This window comes from Pseudomonas sp. NPDC089422 (genome assembly GCF_044749405.1).
In the GTDB taxonomy this organism is placed as follows: domain Bacteria; phylum Pseudomonadota; class Gammaproteobacteria; order Pseudomonadales; family Pseudomonadaceae; genus Aquipseudomonas.
The window spans coordinates 555445-576586 of sequence record NZ_JBIVHW010000001.1 but is presented as its reverse complement, the minus strand read 5'-3'; the positions used below and the strand labels follow the sequence as shown (position 1 = coordinate 576586).

Genomic DNA, 21142 nt, shown 5'->3' with positions numbered 1-21142 from the left:
ACGTATTTACTGGACGCCAGAAACTTTCCGGACACGCCAACCAGACAAACTGTCCGTCTGCTGTTGCCCTGCAGACAGTCAGGCACTTCAGGCCCTGTGGGATTTGGATATTTATATATAACCGGCACTGTTTAAATTGGAGCACAGTCGCAACAAAACTTGCTGTTTCGTTCATCACCGCACACTTGAGAACTGGTCAAAACCCCAACTTCCGGCCTTTTGCCAGCTGGCACAGAAACTGCTCTTACCGGTTTCGACAGGCCTGACTATTCCCATAGAACGCCGAGGACCTACGATGACTTTCAAGGAATACAACGATGCGTGCGATTCATCCCCATCCATTGCGCGTGGCCATCCGCCACGCCGCCCTGGCCACCGCGGCCACGGCCCTGCTGGCCCCGGTCACGGTACTGGCCGCTGACGCGACCCTCGGCACGGTGACCGTGCAGGCCGCCAAGCAGACTGAAGTACAACAGGCCGCCAGCGCCCTCGCTGAAGTACCCGGCGGCACCAGCGTGGTCGACAGCGAAGAGGTCAGCAAAGGCCGCACTGCCACCCTGCAGGACACCCTGGCCTACCAGCCCGGCGTATTCGTGCAGTCCACCGGCGGCAACGACGCGGCGAAGATCTCGATCCGTGGCTCCGGCGCCAACACTTCACCCGGCTACTTCCGCGAAGGCATCAAGTTTCTCTTCGACGGCCTGCCGCTGACCGGCCCCGGTGGTACCCCCTACGAATTCCTCAATGCCAGCGGCGTCAATTACACCGAGATCCTGCGTGGCGCCAACGCCTTCCAGTACGGTGCGCTGACCCTCGGTGGCGCAGTCAACTTCGTCAACCACAGCGGCTACAGCGCACCCGGCCTGCGCGTGCGCGCCGAGGCCGGCAGCTACCACTACCAGAAGCAGAGCATCAGCTACGGCGGCGTCGAAGGCGACCTGGACTACTACCTGCAGGCCGACAACTACCGCAACGACGGTTATCGCGACTACAGCCTGTCGAAGAGCTCCGGCATCGTCGCCAACGCCGGCTACCGCTTCAACCCGAAGCTGGAAACCCGCCTGCTGCTGCGCTACCGCGACGAAACCCACAACGACCCCAGCGCCACCACCCTCGACAATGCCCTGCACCACCCGCGCCGGGCCAGCGCCACCGCCGAAAGCAGCGGTGCCGGTGCACGCCGCCCGGGCAGCATCTGGGTCGGCAGCAAGACCACCTACACCTTCGACGACGATGGGCGGCTGACCTTTGGCCTGTCGTACCACGACTACCGCCACACCAACAGCCCGCGCAGCCCGAGCAACCCCAGCTACTGGGACTGGCACGACCTCGGCCTGCTGCTGGGCTATGACCGCGTCGACTACCTGTTCGGCCACGAGAGCCGCAGCAACATCGCCTTCACCTCGACCCAGCACCTGCGCGGTGGGGTCGATTCGGCCAACGGCAACAAGGTGTCGCTCAAGCAGGTCAACTACAAGGACTCGTTCGACCGGGTGATCGCCCTGGGCAACGACATCAACCTGGTCGACAACCTGTGGCTCACCAGTGGCGTGTCGTTCATCAACGTGCGGCGCAAGGTCAACATCGACTACGCGGTGAACCCCAACACCACCACCTTCCCGCAGCATGTCGACTATGACAACTGGAGCGTCGCCCCGCGTATCGGCCTGCGCTACGAGCTCAACCCCGAATTGCAGGTGTTCACCAACTTCAGCCGCAGCATCGACCCGCCCGCCTCATGGGAATACTCCGGTTCCGGCCCGACCCTGCCGTACATCCGACCGCTGGTGGAGCAGAAGGCCAACACCTTCGAGGTCGGCATCAAGGGCTCGCACGGCATCTTCGACGGCAGCCTGGCGCTGTACCGTTCGTGGATCCACGACGAGCTGCTGAACGTGCAGATCATTCCCGCCACCTCTACCGCAGCAGCGGTTACCGGCGCGTTCAACGCCTCGCCGACCATTCACCAGGGCGTCGAGGCCGGGCTCAACACGCGCCTGTGGGACAACACCCAGGGCGACCTGGTGCGCTGGCGCCAGTCGTACACCTACAACGATTTCTACTACCGGCATGACGATACCTTCGGCGACAACCAGCTGCCGGGCGTGCCCAAGCACATCTACCAGGGCGAGTTGCAATACCAGGACCACAGCGGCTGGTACACCGGGGTCAACGTGCAGTCGGCGTCGCGCACGGCCGTGGATTATGCCAACAGCCTTTACGCGCCGTCGTACACGATCTGGGGGGCGAACCTGGGGTATGAGGCGCCTAAGGGCAACTGGAAGGTGTCGCTGGACCTGAAGAACCTGGCCAACAAGGCGTACGTGACGGCGGTGACGCCGGTGTACAACGCACGTGGGCTGGATACCGCGTCGTTCTGGCCGGGGGATGGGATCGGGGCGTATGTAGGCGTTGAGGTCCGCTACTGATTTCTGTTTTTTCTGTGCCGGCCTCTTCGCGGGCTTGTCCCGCGAAGAGGCCGGTACAGGCTTACGCCGTCCGGGGCATCAGCTCATAGGGATGCTTCCACCCCGGCACGGCCTGAATCCGCTGTTTCCACGCCTCGATATGGCTGAACTCGGTCAGCACGATCCCGGTATCCTCCGGCATGAACACATACCCTGCCAGCGACAGGTCGGCGATGGTCAACCGCCCGCCAACCATGAACGGGGTTTGCGCCAGGTGTGCGTCGACAATCCGGTACGCCGCTGTTGCCCGCTCACGCAAGAAGCCGGTCACATCGGTCTCGCCGGTCTTCTTCAGGCACAGCAGGAAACGCAGCGCCGCGTAGTAGCTGGTGAACTTGTGGTTATCGAACAGCATCCAGCGCCAGATCTCGCGCTTCTCGTTGTCGTCACGCGGGCCGAACTGGCCGGTGCGTTCGGCGAGGTATTCGAGAATCAGCGCCGACTGGGTGAGCCGTTGCCCGGCGTGCTCCAGCACGGGCACTTCGCCCTGCTCGTTGACCTCGTCGCGCCACTGCGGGTCGCGGGTCTGGCCATTGAAGAAATCGACGAACACCGGTTGCCAGTCCTGGGCGGTGAGTTCGAGCATCAGCGCAGCTTTGTAGGCGTTGCCGGATTCGGCGAAGCAATGCAGCTTGTAGTCGGGCATGGGCGGACCTTCAGTTTCCTTTGAATGATCGGTTTGAGCGTTCACGGCAAACCCGTGAAGCGGCTCGCACAGATTACACAAAAATGTGCTTAGCTTGCCCGATCAACCCGCCCAGGAAGGCCTGTAATGCCCTACCCCGATCTGCCCCGCACCTTGTCCACGCCCCGCACCCTGGTGGTCCGCCCCGCGCCGGCGTTCGCCCAGCAACTGCGGCAGGCACTGCTCGACAGCTACGCGCTGCACCAGCCGTTCCTGGCCTGGGCCAAGCCCGACTGGACCTTGAAGGAAGTGCAGGAAACGCTGCAACTGAGCGCCGAGGAGTTTCTCGACCCGGCCAAGGAAAAGCGCTATTTCGTGCTCGCCGCAGACACCGGAGATGTCATCGGCTGCATTGGCCTGCGCCCTGGTAATGACGAGTACGAAGTGGGCTATTGGGCGAACCAGGCCAGCAGTGGCCAGGGCCTGATGCGCGAGGCGCTGACCTGCCTGCTGGACGCCGTCGATGCCCCGGTGTGGCTGACCACCGACATCGACAACCTCGCCAGCCAACGCCTGGCCGAACATGCCGGGTTCGTCGCGGCCGGCAGCCACTTGACCGAGATTGATCCCAGTACCCCGCGGCCGCTATACCGCCGAGCACCTGCCGGTCGCGGGTGAGCCCGAACATCCCACCACCCGTCCCTCCCGTTATATGCCCGCCGCCAACCCCGATGCGATAGTGGAGAAAACAACACGGATAAAATCCCATGTACAGAAACACCTCTACCCCCGCGGACGACAACGGTTGCGGCTGGTTCCACCTCAGCCCCAAGCGCCAGCCACGCGCCGCGCACCGGGGGCGGAGCGAGGCGCGCTGGGTGGTGCTCGGCGCGGGCTTCACCGGCCTTGCCGCGGCGCGGCAACTGGCGCTTCACCACCCTGACGACGAGATCATCCTGATCGAAGCCCAGGAGGTTGGCTTCGGCGCCTCGGGGCGCAACTCCGGCTTTGCCATCGACCTGCCCCACGACATCGGCGCCCCCGACTACATCGGCGACCTGGCCACCGCGCGGATGAACCTCAAGCTCAACCTGCGCGCCCAGTCGATCCTGCGCGGGCTGATCAACCAGCACGGCATCGACTGCCAGATCCGCCCGGACGGCAAGTACCAGGCGGCGGTCGAGGACAAGGGCCTGGCAGTGCTCGAAGCCTACCGCAGCGGCCTCGACAAGCTCGGCCAACCCTATGAAATGATCGACACCCGCGACCTGCCCGAGCACTTCGGCACGGCCTTCTACCGCAAGGCGCTGTACACCCCCGGCACCCAGTTGCTGCAACCCGCGGCGCTGGCCAAGGGCCTGGCCGAAAGCCTGCCGGGCAACGTCACGCTGTACGAAGGCACCACCATCACCCGCCTCGAACAGGGCCGGCGCATCACCCTCAAGCATGCCCACGGCGAGATCGTCGCCGACCAGCTGCTGCTGACCAACAACGCCTTTGCCTCCTACTTCGGCTTCCTGCCGGGCCGGCTGCTGCCGATCTTCACCTACGCCAGCATGACCCGCGCGCTGACCGAAGAAGAGCAGGCGCGCCTGGGCGGCAAGGCCACCTGGGGCATCATCCCCGCCGACCCGTTCGGCAGCACCCTGCGGCGCACCCCGGACCAGCGCCTGCTGGTGCGCAACAGCTTCAGTTTCAACGCCAACGGGCGTGCCCAGCAGCGCTACCTGGACCGCGCCGGGCGCCAGCACCGTGACTCGTTCGAGCGGCGCTTCCCGATGCTTTCGGGCCTGCCGTTCGAGTTCACCTGGGGCGGCTCGATGTGCCTGTCGCGCAACCACCTGTCGCACTTCGGCACCCTGGCGCCGAACGTGCACGCGGCGCTGTGCTGCAACGGCCTGGGCATCACCCGTGGCACCGCCACCGGCACCCTGCTGGCCGACTGGCTGAGTGGCGAGCGTGACGAGCTGATCGACTTCCTGCTCGGCTCCGACGGCCCCAACCGCAACCCGCCGGAACCGCTGCTGAGCGTGGGGGTCAACCTGAACCTGCATTGGGGCCAGCGCCGTGCCGGCCTGGAAAGCTGACAAGGAGGCAACATGCATAGCCTGGGTATTCTCGGCGTCGGCGAGCTGACCGAAAAAGTGGTGGTGGGGCTGCGCCGCAGTGGTTTCGAGGGCGCGCTCTACCTGTCGCCACGCAACGCTCAGCGGGCCGAGGTGCTTGCTGTGGAACAGGGGTGCGAGGTGCTGACGAGCAACCAGGCGGTAGTCGATCAGGCGGACCTGGTGATCCTCGGCGTACGCCCGGAATCGCTGGCCCAACTGGCCCGCGAAGTGCGCCTGCGCCCCGGCCAGCGCCTGGTATCGCTGGCGGCCGGGGTCAGCCTGGGGCTGCTGGCCACCGCCTTCCCGGACGCGCATTGCGTGCGGGTGATGCTGTCGTACGCGGCGCAGTACAACCAGTCCACCGTGGTGGTGTGCCCGGCAGATGAGTTGACCGAACAGTGCCTGGGGCCGTTGGGCAACCTGGTGGTGGTGCAGGATGAGCCAGCCTTCGAGCTGGCCACGGTGGCGGCGTGCATGAATGGCTGGTTCTACTTCCTGTTGCATGACTTGCAGCAGTGGCTGACCGACAAGGGGCTGCCGGCAACTGAGGCCCGGGCATTGGTGCTGGGCAACATGCAGGATTGCGTGACCAGTGCGCAGCAGCAGCCGGAGTACACCTTGAAAGCCCTGGGGCAGGCGATTGCAACGCCGGGGACCTTTACGGCCGATGGTCTGGCGGTGTTGATGCATCAGCCGGTGAGCGCCAACTGGGGGGCGGCTTGCGAGGTGGTGCTGGATGCGTTGCTGACCCGGTCGGGGTTGCCTGGGCGATAGGCTTTACCTGTTCCGGCCTCATCGCGGATAAATCCGCTCCTACAGGGATTATGCGTTCCCTGTAGGAGCGGATTTATCCGCGATGAGGCCAGCAGCCCTGATGCAGGTCTAGAGCTGTCTATAGACGCGAGCAGTATCCTCTTCGAAATGCTTCAGCTCTTCCTGGCGCCGCACCTCTGACCAGCCCATCGCCGCTGCCGCACGGTGTGACAACTGCTCCACCCGCTCGCGCCCCAGGTCCGGGTCCAGGCCCCACGGCAAACGCCGGCGCACCAGATCCACCAACCGCACCACATGCTCGCGGCCAACGATGCGGGCAATGTCCTCGCCATCAATGCGCTCGCGCTCGATCATGCCCTTGGGCGCCTTGCCCCGCTTGCCCAGCCGCGCCTCTACACCACGGGCGATCACCCGCGCGGCATGGCGATGGAGCATGATGGTCGAACCGGTCAGGGTCAGCAGGTCGGGCTTGCCGGCCGCCTCGCTCAGGCGCACCGGCAAGTAGGTGCTGCGGCCATCCAGGGTCGAGGTCGGGCGCACGCCGCACCAGCAGTGCTGCACATCGGCGCGGGTCAGTTGCAGGTCGGGGAACAGGTGATTGGCCTCGGCGAGGATGTAGTCGATCTCGCCATCCTCGACACGCACCGTGTCCGGGTCGTCGGTGAAGTGCGACTCGGTCGGACCGATGAAGTGGAATTCGCGCCAAGGGAATACGTAGTAAGGCTCGCCTTTGCTGGAGAACGCCTCGAGGCCTTGGCCGCGGTAGGCCTCGGGCAGCCGCACCATGACGTTGACGCCCTTGATGCCAAGCACCCGCGGGCCACGGTCGGCAGCGCCCGCCACACGATCGACCCAGGGCCCGGCAGCGTTGATCACCACCTTGGCAGTGACGTGCGCCTGGCCGAGCGCTTCGGGGGCCTGCTCGTCCAGGGTCAGTTGCCACTGGCCCTCACTGCGCTGCAGCTGACTGACACGGGTATAGGTGCGCACCGTCGCGCCGCGCCATTGCGCGTCCAGCGCAGTGTCGACGCAGATCCGCTCGGGCCAGGCGTACATGTATTCCTCGAACACCCCCACGCCACGCAACGGCCCGCCAAGGCCGGCAGCCATGGCACTGTCGCCGGCCGCCTGCTGCGCCGACTGGCGGCGGTAGGCCAGCGGTACCTTCCAGCCACCGAGCGCCTCGACCAGGCGAAAGCCCATGTCCACCAGCCATGGCGGGTAGCGGTCGCCCTTGCGGAACGGGTAGTGGAAGCGGTGCTTGGTCAGGTGCCCGGGCATGTCCTTGACCAGCTCGGCGCGACAGCGCATCACCTCGCGGGTGTAGCGCAGGCGCTGCCACATGTCGAGCGGGCGAAACGGGATCTGCCACAGCGGGTAGCGCGCGGCCAGGTAGCCCAGGCCCGAATAGAGCATGCGGCTGGAGCGCGACGAAGTGCCGGCACCGATGTCGCCACGGTCGACCAGCAGGGTACGGAAGTTGCGCGCAGCCAGCTGCCGGGCGGCAGCGCAGCCGACCGCACCGGCGCCGATGACCACCACGTCGTAGTAGTCGCCATCGAGGGATTCCAAGGGAGGACGGATCATGAGTTCGGTTCCAGGTTCTTGTGATTGTTCTGCAGCGAAAAACCAAGCCACCTGCACACAGTAGAAAAGCCCTCGCCTTCCCCTCTAGAACATCCAGGACAACTTGCATAAGCCCTGGGCAAGCCCCGCCAGCGCATCCCATGACTCGTCCCAGCCGTTATATGGAGCCCCGCGAGGCCAGTGCCATAGTGCCGCGACGCTGATGCGTGAATAACAACAAGAGGTAAGTTGAATGACCACATCCAAACGCTCTGTCGAAGATGCTCCGCTGAATGCCTTCCACCGCAAACTGACCGTCTACTCCGCGGGCGGGCCGTTCCTCGATGGCTATGTGCTGAGCATCATCGGCGTGGCCATGCTGCAGATCACCAACGCCCTGCAGCTGTCGGCCTTCTGGGAAGGCCTGATCGCTGCCTCGGCACTGATCGGGGTGTTCCTCGGCGGCTTCATCGGTGGCTGGTTCACCGACAAGTACGGGCGCAAGGTGCTGTACCTGGTGGACCTGATCGCCATCGTCGGTTTCTCGGTGGCCCAGTTCTGGGTCGAGTCCGCCTGGGCACTGTTCGCCTGGCGCTTGCTGATCGGTGTCGCGGTCGGGGCCGACTATCCGATCGCCACGTCGCTGCTGGCCGAGTTCCTCCCGCGCAAGCAGCGCGGCCCGCTGCTGGCGGCCATGGTGCTGATGTGGTTTGCCGGCGCGGCCGTAGCCTACGTGGTCGGCGAGTTGCTGCTGCGCGTGGGCGGTGACGACGGCTGGCGCTGGGTGCTGGCCAGTGCGCTGGTGCCGGGGGCACTGTTCCTGATTGCCCGCAGCGGCACGCCGGAATCGCCACGCTGGTTGCTGAGCAAGGGCCGCAAGGCCGAAGCCGACGCAGTGATCAAGAAAGTCTACGGCCCGGACTACTCGATCGCCGACCTGCCTGAGCAGAGCAGCGGCAAACCGGTGTCGCTGTGGTCGCTGTTCCACTCCGGCTACGGCAAGCGCATGGCCTTCGTCACGCTGTTCTGGACCTGCGCCATCGTGCCGCTGTTCGCCATCTATGCCTTCGCCCCCAAGGTGCTGCAGGCGCTGAAGCTGACCGGTGACTGGGCCGCCTACGGTTCGATCGCCATCACCTTCCTGTTCACCCTCGGCTGCCTGCTGGCGACCCTGCTGATCAACCGCCTGGGCCGGCGCAAGATGCTGATTCACAGCTTCCTCTGGTCGGGCTTGTCGCTGGTGCTGCTGGGCGTGTTCCCCGACGCGTCGCCAACCACCGTGCTGGTCCTGTTCGGCGCCTATGCGGTGCTGATCGGCGGTGCCCAGGTGCTGGAATACGTGTACCCCAACGAACTGTTCCCTACCGAGATCCGCGCCTCTGCAGTTGGCTTGGCCACGTCGCTGTCGCGCATTGGCGCCGCCGTGGGCACCTACCTGGTACCGATCTCCCTGGCCAGCTATGGCGTGGCCAACACCATGTTCGCCGCCGCGCTGATCTCGCTGTTCGGTGCGCTGATCTCCTGGTGGCTGGCCCCCGAGACCAGCAAGCTCGACCTGCAACAGGCCGCAGCCCTCGGCGGGCAAGCCCGTGCAGCATCGCTTTCGTACAAAAACGTCGCTCGTAAAGCCTGAAGGAACCCGAAATGAGCCAAGTCCTTACCGTTGTCCGCAATGCCCCTGCCTCACTACTGGGCGAGCCGGCCCCAGCCCGCCTGCCGATCGGCGAACCTATCGCCCATGCCGCTTCCGCTCAGGACCAGACCGATGAAGCGGTCGGTGCCAGCATCGGCGTGTGGGAGAGCAGCCCGGGCGTGTTCCGCCGCTACCTCAAGAACCGCGAATTCAGCCATATCGTCAGCGGCCGCTGCACCTTTACCCCAGACGGTGGCGAGCCGGTGGAGCTGCGTGCTGGCGATGCGGTGCTGTTCCCGGAAAACTGCGAGGGTGTGTGGCATATCCACGAAACCCTGCGCAAGACCTACGTACTGTTCTGAGGACTCGGCAGATGATCGAACGGATCAACCCTGGCCCTCGGGCCAGCCAGATGGTGCTGGTGGAGGGGCGCATCGAGACCGCGGGGATCGTTGCGCTGGAAGCGGGTGATATCGCCGCGCAGACGCGCTGTGTGCTGGCACAGCTGGAGCAGTGGCTGGCGCAGATCGGGGCGGGTAAGCAAAACCTCACGCGCATGCAGATCTGGCTGGCCGACATGGGCGAGTTTGCGGCGATGAACGAGGTGTATGACGCCTGGGTGGGGAGCCAGCCGCCGGTGCGGGCTTGTGTGGGGGCTGCGCTGGCAGCGCCTGAGTACCGCATCGAGATTCAGGCCTTCGGGCAGCTTTGAGATCGCATTCGCCCGGCTGACCGGCACATCTCCTGTAGGAACGGCCTTGTGTCGCGAAAGGGCTGCGCAGCAGCCCCAGGTTTTCAGCTTCAACACAGAGATTGCTGGGGCCGCTTTGCGGCCCTTTCGCGACACAAGGCCGCTCCTACAAAGATGTGCAAGCCGTCAAAGATCCGGATCCAACCCCACCTTGTCACCGTGCCAGTCAAAGCGTTCCACCTCATGCCGCCGCTTGCGGAAACTGTACGGCGTCTCGCCATACTGCTTGCGAAACCACAGGATGAAGTGCGACGCATCGGAAAACCCGCAGGCCAAGGCGATGGTGGTGATGTTCTGGCTGGTGTTCACCAGCAAGCGCCGCGCATGGTCCAGCCGCAGCTTGCGCCAGTAGTTGGCCGGCGGCTCCTGGGTGTTGGCGACGAACTCGCGGTGCAGCTGCCGCGGGTGGGTGCCCACCGCTTCGGCCACGGCCTTGAGCGTCATCGACGCATCGAGGTTGGCGCGCATGAAGGCGATTGCCCGCTGCACCCGGTCGTTCTGGTAAACGCATTCGCCGGCGGCCTTGTCACTCTCCTCCTCCGCCCGCTCATCCACCAGCAGGTATTCCAGGCCCTTCTGCGCCCGCACCGCACCGCAGTGGCGGCGGATCAGGTTGGCCGCGAGATCAATGGCGGTGCCGCCCGGGCAGGTGATGATGCCGCGATCATCGACGTAGCTCTTGTCGATGACCATGGTCGACAGCGGGAAGCGCTCGCGAAACTCGTCGCGCAGGGTGAAATGCACCGCGCAACGGCGGCCATCGAGCAGGCCGGCCTTGCCCAGCACGAACGACGCCGAGCACAGGGCGATGATCGGGATGTTGGCCGCATGCACGTCGCGCAAGGCATCCAGCAGCCAGCCCGGCGGGTTGCGGGTTTCGCCGAGCAGGCCGCCGGCCAGCACGATGTAGTCGTACTGGGCGAACAGGTTGAGCGATTTGGTCGGCGAGACCGGCATGCCGCAGCTGGCGGCGATCGGCTGGTCGTCGAGGGTCATCCAGTCCCACTGGCAGTAGACCTGCTGGCTGCGGAACGACTTGTCGGCAGCAAAGCGCAGCGAATCCACCAGGCCGGCGACGGGCACCAGGGTGAACTGGTTGAGCAGCACGAAGCCGACACGCAGTTCGGGCTTGATCTGCGCCGATGGTTCAGGGGTTTGTAGTTGTTCTTGTCGTTGCGCAACCATGAAAGTCGGCCTCATGACCTTGCTGAATAGCGCCATTGTAGGGCGCACCTGGCGTCCGGCATATCATATGCCGCACGACAAATAGGAAGTCCATGACAAAACGCGCCGCCGTTCTATCAATTGTCATGGCTGTAATATCGGGCCACTGACCGCGCTGAGCATCATGTCGTCACAACAACATGCTCAGAGGCACCCCTCATGTACCGCGGATTCTGGTATGCCCAGGCACTCGACCTGGACAGCGACCTGGCCCCTGCCCTGCAGGACTCGATTCAAGCCGACGTGTGTATCGTCGGCGGTGGCTTCCTTGGCCTGTGGTCGGCCATTCGCCTGAAACAGGCCCACCCGCAGATGTCCATCGTCATCGTCGAACGCGACCGCTGCGGCTCCGGTGCCAGCGGCCGCAATGGCGGCATTGCCACCAACTGGTGGGGCAAGTACCTGTCGGTGCGCACCATCTGCGGCGACGTCGAGGCCCGGCGCATCTGCGAGGCGGCGGAGTCGGCGATCGACGAGATCGGCAGCTTCTGCCAGGAGCACGGCATCGATGCCCAGTACCGCAAGGACGGCTGGCTGTGGACCGCGACCAACCAGCGGCAGATGAACTCCTGGCGGGTGCTCACCGACGGCCTGCAGAAACTCGACGTCAATCCGTTCCAGGAACTGGACCGCGAAAGCATTCGCAGCCGCGTCGGCTCGCCGCTGGTGCTGGGCGGCATCTTCGACCCCAACGCCGCCACCGTGCAGCCAGCCATGCTCGCCCGCGGCCTGCGCCGGGTGGCGCTGAAGCTGGGGGTGAAGATCTTCGAGAAGTCGCCGTTCACCCACCTGGTCCGCGGCAAGCACCCGGTGGTGCACACTGCCAAGGGCCACGTGAAGGCCAACCACGTGGTACTCGCGCTCAATGCCTGGGGCGCGCAGTTCCCAGAGCTGCGCCGGATGATCGCGATCATGTCCAGCGACATGGTGGCCACCGCGCCGGTCAAGGCCAAGCTCGATGCCATCGGTTTCAGCCGTGGCGAGTGCATGACCGACTCGCGCACCGTGCTCAACTACTGGCGCAACACCCCGGATGGCCGCGTGGTGTTCGGCAAGCCGCTGGGCCAGTTCGCCTATGCCGGGCGTATCGGCAACCTCTATGAAAAGCCTTCGCCGGCTGCCGACAAGGTCGCCGCCGAACTGCGCCGCCTGTACCCGCAGCTGGAGGACGTGCCGGTGGTCAGCAGCTGGACCGGCCCGATCGACCGGGCCATGAAGGGCCTGCCCAACTTCGGCTACCTCGACCATCACCAGACGGTGAGCTACGGCATCGGCTTCTCGGGCAACGGCGTGGCCACCACCGTCTTCGCCAGCCGCATCATCAAGTCGCTGGCCACCCATGCCAACGACGAGTGGGCCAACTGCGGCCTGGTCAACCAGAAGATGAAGCTGCTGCCGCCAGAACCGTTCCGCTTCTTCGGTGCGCACATGGTGCGCGATGCGCTGGTGCGCAAGGAGTCGCTGGAAGACCACGACCAGGACGCCGGTTTCGTCACCCGCCAGCTGGTCAGCATGGCCCCGGCCGGCTATGTGCCGGCGCAAAAAAAATAAGGAAGACAGCATGAGCGAACATATCGTACTGCTCGACGACGAGGGCCTGGCGCCCTCCACCCGGCTCAAGCGCCCGGACTGCGAACACACCTGGCAGCAGTTTGCCTACACCCACCCGGAGCAGATGCTGGAGCACCTGCAGGATGCCACCATCGCCTTCACCTGCAGCGTGCCGCTGCGTGAAGAGCACCTGCGCCAGCTGCCCAAGCTGAAAATGATCTCGCTGGCCCTGACCGGCCGCGACATCGTCGATGTCGATTACTGCAACGCCCATGGCATCGAAGTGGCCAGCGTGCCGGGCTATGCCGCCAACACCGTGGCCGAGCACAGCCTGGCGATGATCCTTGAGCTGTTCCGCCGCCCGGCCGCGTTCACCCGGCTGATGCGCCAGGTGCATGCCGGCGAGGCCGAGTACAAGAACATCTACTTCGACCACCGCATCCGCGATGTGCGTGGCAAGCAGCTGGCGATCATCGGCAGCGGCCCGATTGCCCTGCGCCTGGCCGAGCTGGCGCGGGCCTTTGGCATGCAGGTGCTGTTCGAGGACCGCGCTGGCAAGCGCCGGGGTGCCGACTGCCGACCGCTGGCCGAACTGCTGCGCAGCTGCGACGTGCTGTCGATCAACTGCCCGCTGACGCCCGAAACCCACAACCTGATTGACGCTGAGCGGCTGGCGTTGATGAAGCCGGATGCCATCGTGGTCAACACCGGCCGTGGTGGCGTGGTCAACGAGGCCGCGTTGATCGACGCCTTGCGCAACGGACGCCTGGGTGGCGTGGCGCTGGACGTGGTGGAAGTCGAGCCGCTGCACCCGAGCAACCCGCTGTTCCAGCTGATCGACCGCGACGACTTCCTGCTCAACCCGCACATCGCCTGGAGCAGCGAAGACGCCATGCAGCAACTGATGGACAGCGCGGTGGACAACATCAGCGCGTTCGTCGCCCGCCAAGCCAACAGCAGAAGGATCCGTAGCGCATGACCCTGGTTACCAAAAGCAGTTACGTCGACGGCGCCTTCGTCGCCCTGGACAGCGGCAGCGACGTGCTGGAAAACCGCAACCCGTCCAACCCCGGAGAGGTGATCGAGTGCTTTGTACGCGCCGACCAGGCGCTGACCGAACAGGCCCTCGCTGCCGCCCGCCGCGCCGCACCCGGCTGGGCACGCAGCAACCCGCAGCAACGCGCCGATGCACTGGACTTCATTGGCAGCGAGATCCTCGCCCGCCGCCAGGAGCTGGCCACCCTGCTGGCCCGCGAGGAAGGCAAGATCGTCCGCGAGGCATTGGGTGAAGTGGACCGCGCCGGGCGCTCGTTCAAGTTCTACGCCCAGGAGGCGCTGCGCGCCGAGGGCGAGAAGTATCAGTCGGTGCGCCAGGACGTGGGCATCGATGTGTTCACCCAGCCGTTGGGCGTGGTCGGCATCATTGCGCCGTGGAACTTCCCGATCGCCATCCCCGCATGGAAAATCGCCCCGGCGCTGTGCTTCGGCAACTGCGTGGTGTTCAAGCCCGCCGAACTGGTGCCCTCCTCAGCCTGGGCCCTGGCCGAGATCATTTCCCGCGCCGGCCTGCCGGCGGGTGTGTTCAACCTGCTGATCGGGCCGGGGCGCAGCGTCGGCGACACCATCATCCGCTCGCCGCTGATCGATGGCATCAGCTTCACCGGCTCGGAAAGCACCGGCCGGCAGATTGCCCGGCTGGCGGCGGAAGGCATGAAGAAAGTGCAACTGGAAATGGGCGGCAAGAACCCGCTGATCGTGCTCGACGATGCTGACCTGGAACAGGCCGTGGACGTGGCGCTGAACGGTTCGTTCTTCAGCACCGGGCAGCGTTGCACGGCGAGCTCGCGGGTGATCGTCACCGAGGGCATCCACGATGCCTTCGTCGCACGCCTGGCCGAACGTACCCGTGCGCTGACGGTAGGTGACGCGCTGCAGGCCAGTACCGACATCGGTCCGGTAGTCGATGGCCGGCAGCTGGAGCAGAACCTGGCGTACGTGGCCAGCGGCCGTGAACAGGGGGCGAAACTGGTGTGCGGTGGCGAGGTGGTGGAGAACGCTGCGGGGGCGTATCTGTTCACCCCGGCGCTGTTCACCGAGGTGACGCCGGACATGCGCATCTACCGCGAAGAGATCTTCGGGCCGGTGCTGAGCGTGCTCAAGGTGCGGGACTATGACGAAGCCTTTGCCGCTGCCGAAGATACGGCGTTCGGGTTGTCGGCGGGGATCGTCACCACCTCGCTGCGCCATGCCGAGCACTTCAAGCGCAACAGCTCGGCGGGCATGGTGATGGTCAACCTGCCGACGGCGGGGGTGGATTACCACGTGCCGTTTGGTGGCAATGGGGCTTCGAGCCTGGGGTCGCGGGAACAAGGCACCCATGCGCGGCAGTTCTTTACCCGGGTGAAGACGACTTACCAGTTGGCCTGACAGGCGTGCGCTCCCCCAGCGATGGACGCGCCGGCACGCCTTCACTTCTTGCGCTGCATCCACGCAGCGCCCAGGCCACTCAGGCAGATGATGGCGATACCCAGCAGGCTCGCACTGTCGGGCACCTGGCCGTAGATCAGCAGGCCCAGCAACCCGGCAAACACGATCTGGCAATAGCTGAACGGCGCCAGCAGCGCCGGCGCGGCATGGCGGAAGGCCTGGGTCAGCAGCAGGTGCGCGCTCATGCCGAAGCCGCCCAGGGCCAGCATCAGCAACGCATGCTCCCAGCGTGGCACTTCCCAGAAGAACGGCACCAGCGCACTCATCACCAGGGTGTTGCACAGCCCGGCGTAGAAGTTGCTGGTGGTCGGGCTGTCGTAGGCCGCCAGGATGCGCGTGAGCAGCTGATAGAAACAGAAGCCCAGTGCCGAACCGAACGGATAGAGGATCGCCGGGGTAAACATCGCGCCACCGGGGTGCACCACCACCAGCACACCGATGAAGCCCAGCACCACCGCCACCCACTGCCCAGGCGTCACTCGCTCCTTGAGCAAGGGCGCCGAAAGCGCGGTGACCAGCACCGGAGCGAGGAAGTTGACCGACGTTGCCTCGGCCAGCGGCAGGTATTGCAGGCCGGTGGTGAACAGCAGGCTGGTACTCAACAGGCTCAGCGCACGCAAGGTCTGCAACACCGGGCGACGGGTGCGCAGCACATTGAGGCCCGACTTGGGCAGGAAGATCCCGGCCATCAGCAGCGTGTGCACCACGTAGCGGGCCCACACCACCATGACGATCGGGTACAGCCCACCGAGGAACTTGGACAAGGCATCGTGACTGGCGAACAGGAACGTCGCCACCACCACCAGGGCGATGCCACGCAGGGGTTGGTTGACTCCGGACAGCGGTGTGCTGGAACTCATGGCGTTCTCGACGGCGGCGCGGCTACATGCTGCGCCAGGGGAAGCTGCGACAGGAGGGATTCTAGAAGAGATACGACGACTTGAGGAAGTTCATTTCCAGGCTTTGCATGGCACGCTTGCCATTCCGTTCGCTGATCGACCACTTTCCGCCCCGGCTGCATGGTCCGTGCTCGGCAAAGCGCGCACCATCGATGCCGGACCTCGACCTCGAACAAGGAGTTTTCATGCAACGGCTCACCACCCGCAACGGCCTCGACCTGCCCTGCATCGGCCTGGGCACCTGGCCGATGACCGGCGGCGCCTGCACCCGTGCCGTGCACCAGGCGCTGGAGCTGGGTTACCGGCACATCGACACGGCCACCGCCTACGACAACGAGGCTGCCGTCGGCCAGGCCCTGCGTGACAGCAGCGTGCCCCGCGAGCAGATCCACCTGACCACCAAGGTCTGGTGGGACCGCCTGGAGCCCAAGACCATGCGCCAGTCGCTGGAGGACAGCCTGCGCGCGCTGGGCACCGAACAGGTCGACCTGTTCCACATCCACTGGCCCGGCAAGGACTGGGACCTGGCCCGCAGCATCGAAACCCTGGTGGCCCTGCGCGATGAGGGCAAGGCGCGCAGCATCGGCGTGGCCAACTTCCCGCTCGGCCTGCTGCGCCGAGCGATCGAAGCGCTCGGCGCGCCGCTGTCGGCGATCCAGGTCGAGTACCACGTGCTGCTCAACCAGCAACCGCTGCTCGACTACGCCCGTCAGCATGACATGCTGCTGACCGCCTATACCCCGTTGGCCCGGGGCCGTGCGGCGGAACAGGCGGTGATTCGCGAGATTGCGCGCAAGCATGACGTGCTGCCGAGCCAGGTGGCGTTGAAGTGGTTGCTGGACCAGGACGGGGTGGCGGTGATTCCCAAGGCCAGCAGCCGGGAGAACCAGCTGGCCAACCTGGCGGCGCTGGAGGTGCGCCTGGATGATGCCGACCGGGCGCTGATTGCCGGGTTGCCGAAGGATCAGCGGGTGGTCAGCCCGGACTTTGCGCCCGACTGGAATAACTGAGAACCGGGGGCCGCATTGCGGCCCCCAGGGCCCTCGAACGGCTACACGCAAACCTGCTTCAGGCGCTCGCTGGCCGGCGCCGGCCGCCCATACAGATAGCCCTGGAAGTGCGAGCACCCTTCCGCCCGCAGCCGCTGCATCTGCTCCTCCGACTCCACCCCTTCGGCCGTGGTCTTGATCATCAGGCTGTTGGACAGCTCGGTAATCGCACGGATGATCGACATCGCCTCGCGGCTGTCGCACATGTCATGCACGAACGACTTGTCGATCTTGATCCGGTCGAACGGGAACGAGCGCAAATAGCCCAGCGACGAATAGCCCGTACCAAAGTCATCCAGCGAGATCGACACGCCCAGCTCCTTCAGCGCCCGCAGGATGCGCACGTTCTCTTCGCTGTTGCCGAGCAGCACCGACTCGGTGATCTCCAGCTCCAGGCGCTGCGGCGCCAGCCCCGAGTCGGCCAGGGCCAGGGTCACGGTGTGGACCAGGTTGGCGTTCTTGAACTGCACCGGCGACAGGTTCACCGACACGGTCTGCTCGGTCCCCCAGCTGGCCGCCTCCTGGCACGCCAGGTTCAGCGCACGGGTGCCGAGCTCGTGGATCAGCCCGGTCTCCTCGGCGATGGGGATGAAGTCCATGGGCATGACCATGCCCCGGGTCGGGTGCTCCCAGCGCAGCAGCGCTTCGTAGCCGGTCACGCTGCTGGTCTGTTGATCCACCACCGGCTGGTAGTGCAGGTGCAGCTGCCCCAGGTGCAAGGCGGTGCGCAGGTCGGTCTCGACCAGGCGGCGCTGGCGGGCGGCGACATCCAGCTCAAGGTGGAAGCACTCGTAACGGTTGCGGCCATTGCGCTTGGCCTCGTACAGGGCCATGTCGGCGTAACCGAGCAACTGTTCGGCCTGGTCGTTGTCGTCGGGGGCGATGGCGATACCGATGCTGACCCCCACCGAGAACTGGTTGCCCTCGATCTGGAACGGCGGGCTGATGGCCTCGATCAGGCGCCTGGCGGTATTGCAGGCGGCTTCGCGGCTGTCCAGGTGGGTCAGCACCACGGCGAATTCGTCGCCACCCAGCCGAGCCAGGGTGTCGTGCTCGCGCAGCTCGCGGCGCAGGCGCTTGCCGAGCGCGCGCAGCAGCTTGTCACCAAAGGCATGGCCGAGGGAATCGTTGATGTTCTTGAAGTTGTCCAGGTCCAGGCACAGCGCAGCGGTGAGCTTCTCGTTCTCGTGACCGCGCACCAGGGCCTGTTTGAGACGCTCGTGGAACAAGGTGCGGTTGGGCAGCCCGGTGAGCGCGTCGTGGTGCGCCATGTGGTGGATCTGCGCGTGAGCGGCGAGCTCTTCGGTGGCGTCTTCAGCCACGAACAGCACGTAATCCGCCTGGCCTTCGCATTTCTGGCTGAGCAGCGCGCGGCTGCGCAGGGTGCGCGGGCCACAGGCGGTGTCGACCCGAGTTTCGGCGGCAAAGCCTTTGCTGCTGCGTGCGCCTCGGCTGAGCTGGGTTTCCAGGTAATCGGCCGCGGCCGGTGCCAGGCACTCTCCCGGCGTATGGCCGATCATCGGCTTGCCGCCCCCACCGAACAGGCGCTCGGCCTGCTGGTTGGCGAGCAGGATGCGCTGGCTTTCCAGGTCCTGGACGATGACGCTGGCGGGGATGTTGGCGATCACCGAGTCGAGGAACTGCGACAGGTTGGCCATTTCCTGGCTGTACTGCTCGGCCAGCTCCTTGGCCTGCAACAGCTCCAGCTCCTGCTGGCGGCGCTCGGAAATGTCGCGGGTGACCTTGGCGAAGCCGACCAGTTGGCCGTTGTCATCGCGAACCGCGTCGATCACGACATGGGCATGAAACGCCGAGCCGTCCTTGCGCAGGCGCGAGCCGATCTCTTCGAAGCGACCGGTGCTGCGCGCCTGCTCCAGATTCTGCTCGGGCAGGCCGGCGGCGCGCTCGTCTTCGCTGTAGAACAGCGAGTAATGCTGGCCGACGATTTCCTCGGCGCGGTAGCCCTTGGCCCGCTGGGCGCCGGGGTTCCAGTTGGCGACAATACCGTCGGGGGTGAGCAGGTAGATGGCATAGTCCACCACGCTCTGGATCAACAGCCGGTACATGATGTCGGGGCTTGCGACTAGCGACATGAAATTTACCTGAACCTGCGACGTGTGCGAAAGGAACCCCGGGCCAGCGCGGCCGGGTCTTGAAAAACACTGCTGGCATTATGCCTTGCGAGTGGATTTTGTGAAGTGGATCACAAAATTTTGCTGCATCGACAGGCGGTCAGTGGCGAGTGGAGGTCACTTGATAGGTGAGCAGGTCCGGCTCATCGTCGGGGAAGATCTGTTGCACGGGCCGATGCAGGTCGGCCACCACCGCCTTGCAGAACGCCACGGCGATCGGGTCCGGAGCGTAGCAGCGCAGCAGCCAGTCACCCGGGCTGGCGAGGAATTCATTGGCCACGGCGCGGCCGATGCCTTGGCGCCGATAGCGCTTGAGGATGAACAGGTCGGCCAGTTCCAACGCCTCGATGCCGGGCAACTCACTGCGTTCGACCAGCACGAAGCCGGCGATGAAACCGTCCACCAGCACCAGGCTGGCGCTCCAGCCTGGGGACTGCCAGTAGCGTTGCAGGTGCTCTTCGTGGATGTAGAAACGGCCGTCCACCTCGACATCTTCCTGCTCCCAGTCGGAGGACTCGTAGGCATAGAACTGATAGAGGTTACGGATCAGTTCGGCCTGGTCGGGGGTGGTGGGCAGGAGTTCGATGGGCAGCATGGCTGGGTGGGCTCGGGGAAAAGGTCATTCTAAGGCTTTTGTAGGGCCGGTCCAGGCTCATGCAATAGCCGCCACAGCCTCTACCTCCACCAGCATTCCATCCAGAGCCAGGCGCGGCACCGGTATCAGCGTGCAGGTCGGCTTCATGTGCCCTCCCCAGGCCCGATCCGCCTCAGCCACCCACTGCGCCAGGCGTTCCTCACTGTGATCGACAATCAGCAACGTCAGCTTGAACACCTGTGCCAAATCCGCCCCTTTCAAAGCCAGCGCAGTCTGCAAATTAGACAGCGCCTGGCGGGCCTGCCCTGCAAATTCGGGCGAAAGCTGCCCATCGGCATACTCCCCACCCTGCCCGGCGATAAACAGCAGGCGGCTACCGGCGGTTACCTCGGCAACATGGGAATAGGCATTGGCGCTGGGGTCGTACAAGCCTTGTGGATTGGACAGCTGGAATGCGCGGGTCATGGAACGCTCCTTCGTGTGAATGAGCGTCCGAGTCTGTTGGCTCGAGTTAGGTAGAGGTCAAGCGCTTGTAGGAAATTTCTCAATTGAAGTACAGAAGCCCAACACCGCGTATGTAGGCTTAAGCCGCTCAGTTCGTTAGATTGCAGCTCCCGGCACGGAGGCCAGAACCGCGGCGCAGCGCCGCTTCACTGAAGGAAAAGCCATGAGCAAGCCTTACGCGTTCCAACTCGCCTACACCATCAGCCCTGTCAGTAATGATCACGAAGGTGACGCCGCAGCAGCGCGTACCCACCTGCGCGAAGAGATGGGCTGGAAAAAATCCGGCAAGATCGAAACGACCCTGAACGGTGAACTGGTCCTGTCCCCAGGCACCGCGGAAGAAAAACGCAAAGAGGCCGGCAAGGCGATCCGTACCCGTATCCGCGACGCGTTCAAGGCGCTTGAGGTACAGGACACGGTCAGCTTCGCCGGCAGCCTGTTAGTGAGCGGCCTTGACCCGGAGATCAAGATTGGCATCAAGCCGGACTGAAGCCACCGGTATCAGGCGCCCCCGCGCCTGATACCGCCGCCCTCACTTCTCTTCCAGCACTGCCCTGCCCTTCACCGCCCGCGGCCCGCGCCAGGCCCAGAACAGCAACCCCGGCAACGGTGCGTAGACCACGAACACGATCCACAGCATCTTGCGCTCTGCGCGCCGTTCGCTACCGATGATGTGCCAGATGGCGAAGATCTCCAGCAACACGACCAAGGCCGCGACAATGATCCAGATCGTTCCGGTTTCCATGAGCACTCTCCCGTTGGCATGTACGGGGTTG

20 protein-coding genes are annotated in these 21142 nt (G+C 65.0%); 12 read left to right on the top strand and 8 right to left on the bottom strand.

The window, feature by feature from the left end:
- Positions 1–317 precede the first annotated feature (317 nt).
- The gene (locus tag ACIPZ8_RS02655) at positions 318–2429 is read left to right on the top strand and encodes a TonB-dependent receptor family protein (protein WP_400719441.1); all 2112 of its coding nucleotides are present in this window, start codon (positions 318–320) and stop codon (positions 2427–2429) included.
- A 61-nt stretch (positions 2430–2490) separates the two neighbouring features.
- On the opposite strand, the gene ACIPZ8_RS02650 is transcribed toward ACIPZ8_RS02655, so the two are convergent.
- Entirely contained in the window at positions 2491–3114 is a 624-nt protein-coding gene (locus ACIPZ8_RS02650) for a glutathione S-transferase family protein (protein WP_400719440.1), read from the bottom strand.
- 126 nt (positions 3115–3240) lie between these two features.
- On the opposite strand from ACIPZ8_RS02650, the gene ACIPZ8_RS02645 reads away from it, so the two are divergent.
- From ACIPZ8_RS02645 to ACIPZ8_RS02635, 3 genes are all read left to right on the top strand, one after another.
- Positions 3241–3771, top strand: coding sequence for a GNAT family N-acetyltransferase (locus tag ACIPZ8_RS02645; protein WP_400719439.1), 531 nt, complete (start codon positions 3241–3243; stop codon positions 3769–3771).
- Between the two features lie 89 nt (positions 3772–3860).
- Positions 3861–5180, top strand: a complete 1320-nt coding sequence (locus ACIPZ8_RS02640) for an NAD(P)/FAD-dependent oxidoreductase (protein WP_400719438.1) — start codon at positions 3861–3863, stop codon at positions 5178–5180.
- A 12-nt stretch (positions 5181–5192) separates the two neighbouring features.
- Positions 5193–5975, top strand: a complete 783-nt coding sequence (locus tag ACIPZ8_RS02635) for an NAD(P)-binding domain-containing protein (RefSeq protein WP_400719437.1) — start codon at positions 5193–5195, stop codon at positions 5973–5975.
- 108 nt (positions 5976–6083) lie between these two features.
- Here ACIPZ8_RS02635 and ACIPZ8_RS02630 read toward each other — a convergent pair whose 3' ends face one another.
- Entirely contained in the window at positions 6084–7562 is a 1479-nt protein-coding gene (locus ACIPZ8_RS02630) for an FAD-dependent oxidoreductase (protein ID WP_400719436.1), read from the bottom strand.
- A gap of 232 nt (positions 7563–7794) precedes the next feature.
- Here ACIPZ8_RS02630 and ACIPZ8_RS02625 point away from each other — a divergent pair, with 232 nt between their 5' ends.
- From ACIPZ8_RS02625 to ACIPZ8_RS02615, 3 genes are read left to right on the top strand one after another with little or no spacing between them, the layout of a single operon-like run.
- On the top strand, positions 7795–9174 hold the full coding sequence (locus tag ACIPZ8_RS02625) for an MFS transporter (RefSeq protein ID WP_400719435.1): 1380 nt from the start codon (positions 7795–7797) through the stop codon (positions 9172–9174).
- Positions 9175–9185: 11 nt separating this feature from the next.
- On the top strand, positions 9186–9536 hold the full coding sequence (locus tag ACIPZ8_RS02620) for a cupin domain-containing protein (protein ID WP_400719434.1): 351 nt from the start codon (positions 9186–9188) through the stop codon (positions 9534–9536).
- Between the two features lie 11 nt (positions 9537–9547).
- Positions 9548–9886, top strand: a complete 339-nt coding sequence (locus ACIPZ8_RS02615) for a RidA family protein (RefSeq protein ID WP_400719433.1) — start codon at positions 9548–9550, stop codon at positions 9884–9886.
- 165 nt (positions 9887–10051) lie between these two features.
- On the opposite strand, the gene ACIPZ8_RS02610 is transcribed toward ACIPZ8_RS02615, so the two are convergent.
- Positions 10052–11110, bottom strand: a complete 1059-nt coding sequence (locus ACIPZ8_RS02610; protein ID WP_400719432.1) for a GlxA family transcriptional regulator — start codon at positions 11108–11110, stop codon at positions 10052–10054.
- 198 nt (positions 11111–11308) lie between these two features.
- On the opposite strand from ACIPZ8_RS02610, the gene ACIPZ8_RS02605 reads away from it, so the two are divergent.
- The 3 genes from ACIPZ8_RS02605 to ACIPZ8_RS02595 are packed head-to-tail and all read left to right on the top strand — an operon-like array spanning position 11309 to position 15127.
- Positions 11309–12700, top strand: a complete 1392-nt coding sequence (locus ACIPZ8_RS02605) for an NAD(P)/FAD-dependent oxidoreductase (RefSeq protein WP_400719431.1) — start codon at positions 11309–11311, stop codon at positions 12698–12700.
- A gap of 10 nt (positions 12701–12710) precedes the next feature.
- Positions 12711–13679 (top strand): NAD(P)-dependent oxidoreductase, encoded by a 969-nt coding sequence (locus tag ACIPZ8_RS02600; RefSeq protein WP_400719430.1) that lies wholly within the window; start codon positions 12711–12713, stop codon positions 13677–13679.
- Positions 13676–15127, top strand: a complete 1452-nt coding sequence (locus ACIPZ8_RS02595; RefSeq protein WP_400719429.1) for an aldehyde dehydrogenase family protein — start codon at positions 13676–13678, stop codon at positions 15125–15127. The genes ACIPZ8_RS02600 and ACIPZ8_RS02595 overlap by 4 nt, the downstream gene beginning before the upstream one ends.
- A 41-nt stretch (positions 15128–15168) precedes the next feature.
- Here ACIPZ8_RS02595 and ACIPZ8_RS02590 read toward each other — a convergent pair whose 3' ends face one another.
- Positions 15169–16047 carry a DMT family transporter gene (locus ACIPZ8_RS02590; RefSeq protein WP_294334652.1) on the bottom strand — a complete coding sequence of 293 codons (879 nt, stop codon included), beginning with the start codon at positions 16045–16047 and terminating at the stop codon, positions 15169–15171.
- Between the two features lie 224 nt (positions 16048–16271).
- Between ACIPZ8_RS02590 and ACIPZ8_RS02585 the strand changes: the two genes are divergently transcribed.
- Positions 16272–17096 (top strand): aldo/keto reductase, encoded by an 825-nt coding sequence (locus tag ACIPZ8_RS02585; protein WP_400719428.1) that lies wholly within the window; start codon positions 16272–16274, stop codon positions 17094–17096.
- Positions 17097–17137: 41 nt separating this feature from the next.
- Here the strand turns inward: ACIPZ8_RS02585 and ACIPZ8_RS02580 are convergent, their stop codons facing one another.
- The 3 genes from ACIPZ8_RS02580 to ACIPZ8_RS02570 all read right to left on the bottom strand — a co-directional run bounded on the left by ACIPZ8_RS02580 (position 17138) and on the right by ACIPZ8_RS02570 (position 20327).
- A complete protein-coding gene (locus ACIPZ8_RS02580; protein ID WP_400719427.1) occupies positions 17138–19228 on the bottom strand; it encodes an EAL domain-containing protein in 2091 nt (696 codons plus the stop codon).
- A 139-nt stretch (positions 19229–19367) separates the two neighbouring features.
- Positions 19368–19862 carry a GNAT family N-acetyltransferase gene (locus ACIPZ8_RS02575; protein ID WP_400719426.1) on the bottom strand — a complete coding sequence of 165 codons (495 nt, stop codon included), beginning with the start codon at positions 19860–19862 and terminating at the stop codon, positions 19368–19370.
- A 57-nt stretch (positions 19863–19919) separates the two neighbouring features.
- Positions 19920–20327 carry a RidA family protein gene (locus tag ACIPZ8_RS02570; protein WP_400719425.1) on the bottom strand — a complete coding sequence of 136 codons (408 nt, stop codon included), beginning with the start codon at positions 20325–20327 and terminating at the stop codon, positions 19920–19922.
- A gap of 202 nt (positions 20328–20529) precedes the next feature.
- Between ACIPZ8_RS02570 and ACIPZ8_RS02565 the strand changes: the two genes are divergently transcribed.
- Positions 20530–20856, top strand: a complete 327-nt coding sequence (locus tag ACIPZ8_RS02565) for a hypothetical protein (RefSeq protein WP_400719424.1) — start codon at positions 20530–20532, stop codon at positions 20854–20856.
- Between the two features lie 42 nt (positions 20857–20898).
- Here ACIPZ8_RS02565 and ACIPZ8_RS02560 read toward each other — a convergent pair whose 3' ends face one another.
- Positions 20899–21111 carry a PLDc N-terminal domain-containing protein gene (locus ACIPZ8_RS02560; RefSeq protein ID WP_400719423.1) on the bottom strand — a complete coding sequence of 71 codons (213 nt, stop codon included), beginning with the start codon at positions 21109–21111 and terminating at the stop codon, positions 20899–20901.
- Between the last annotated feature and the right edge of the window lie 31 nt (positions 21112–21142).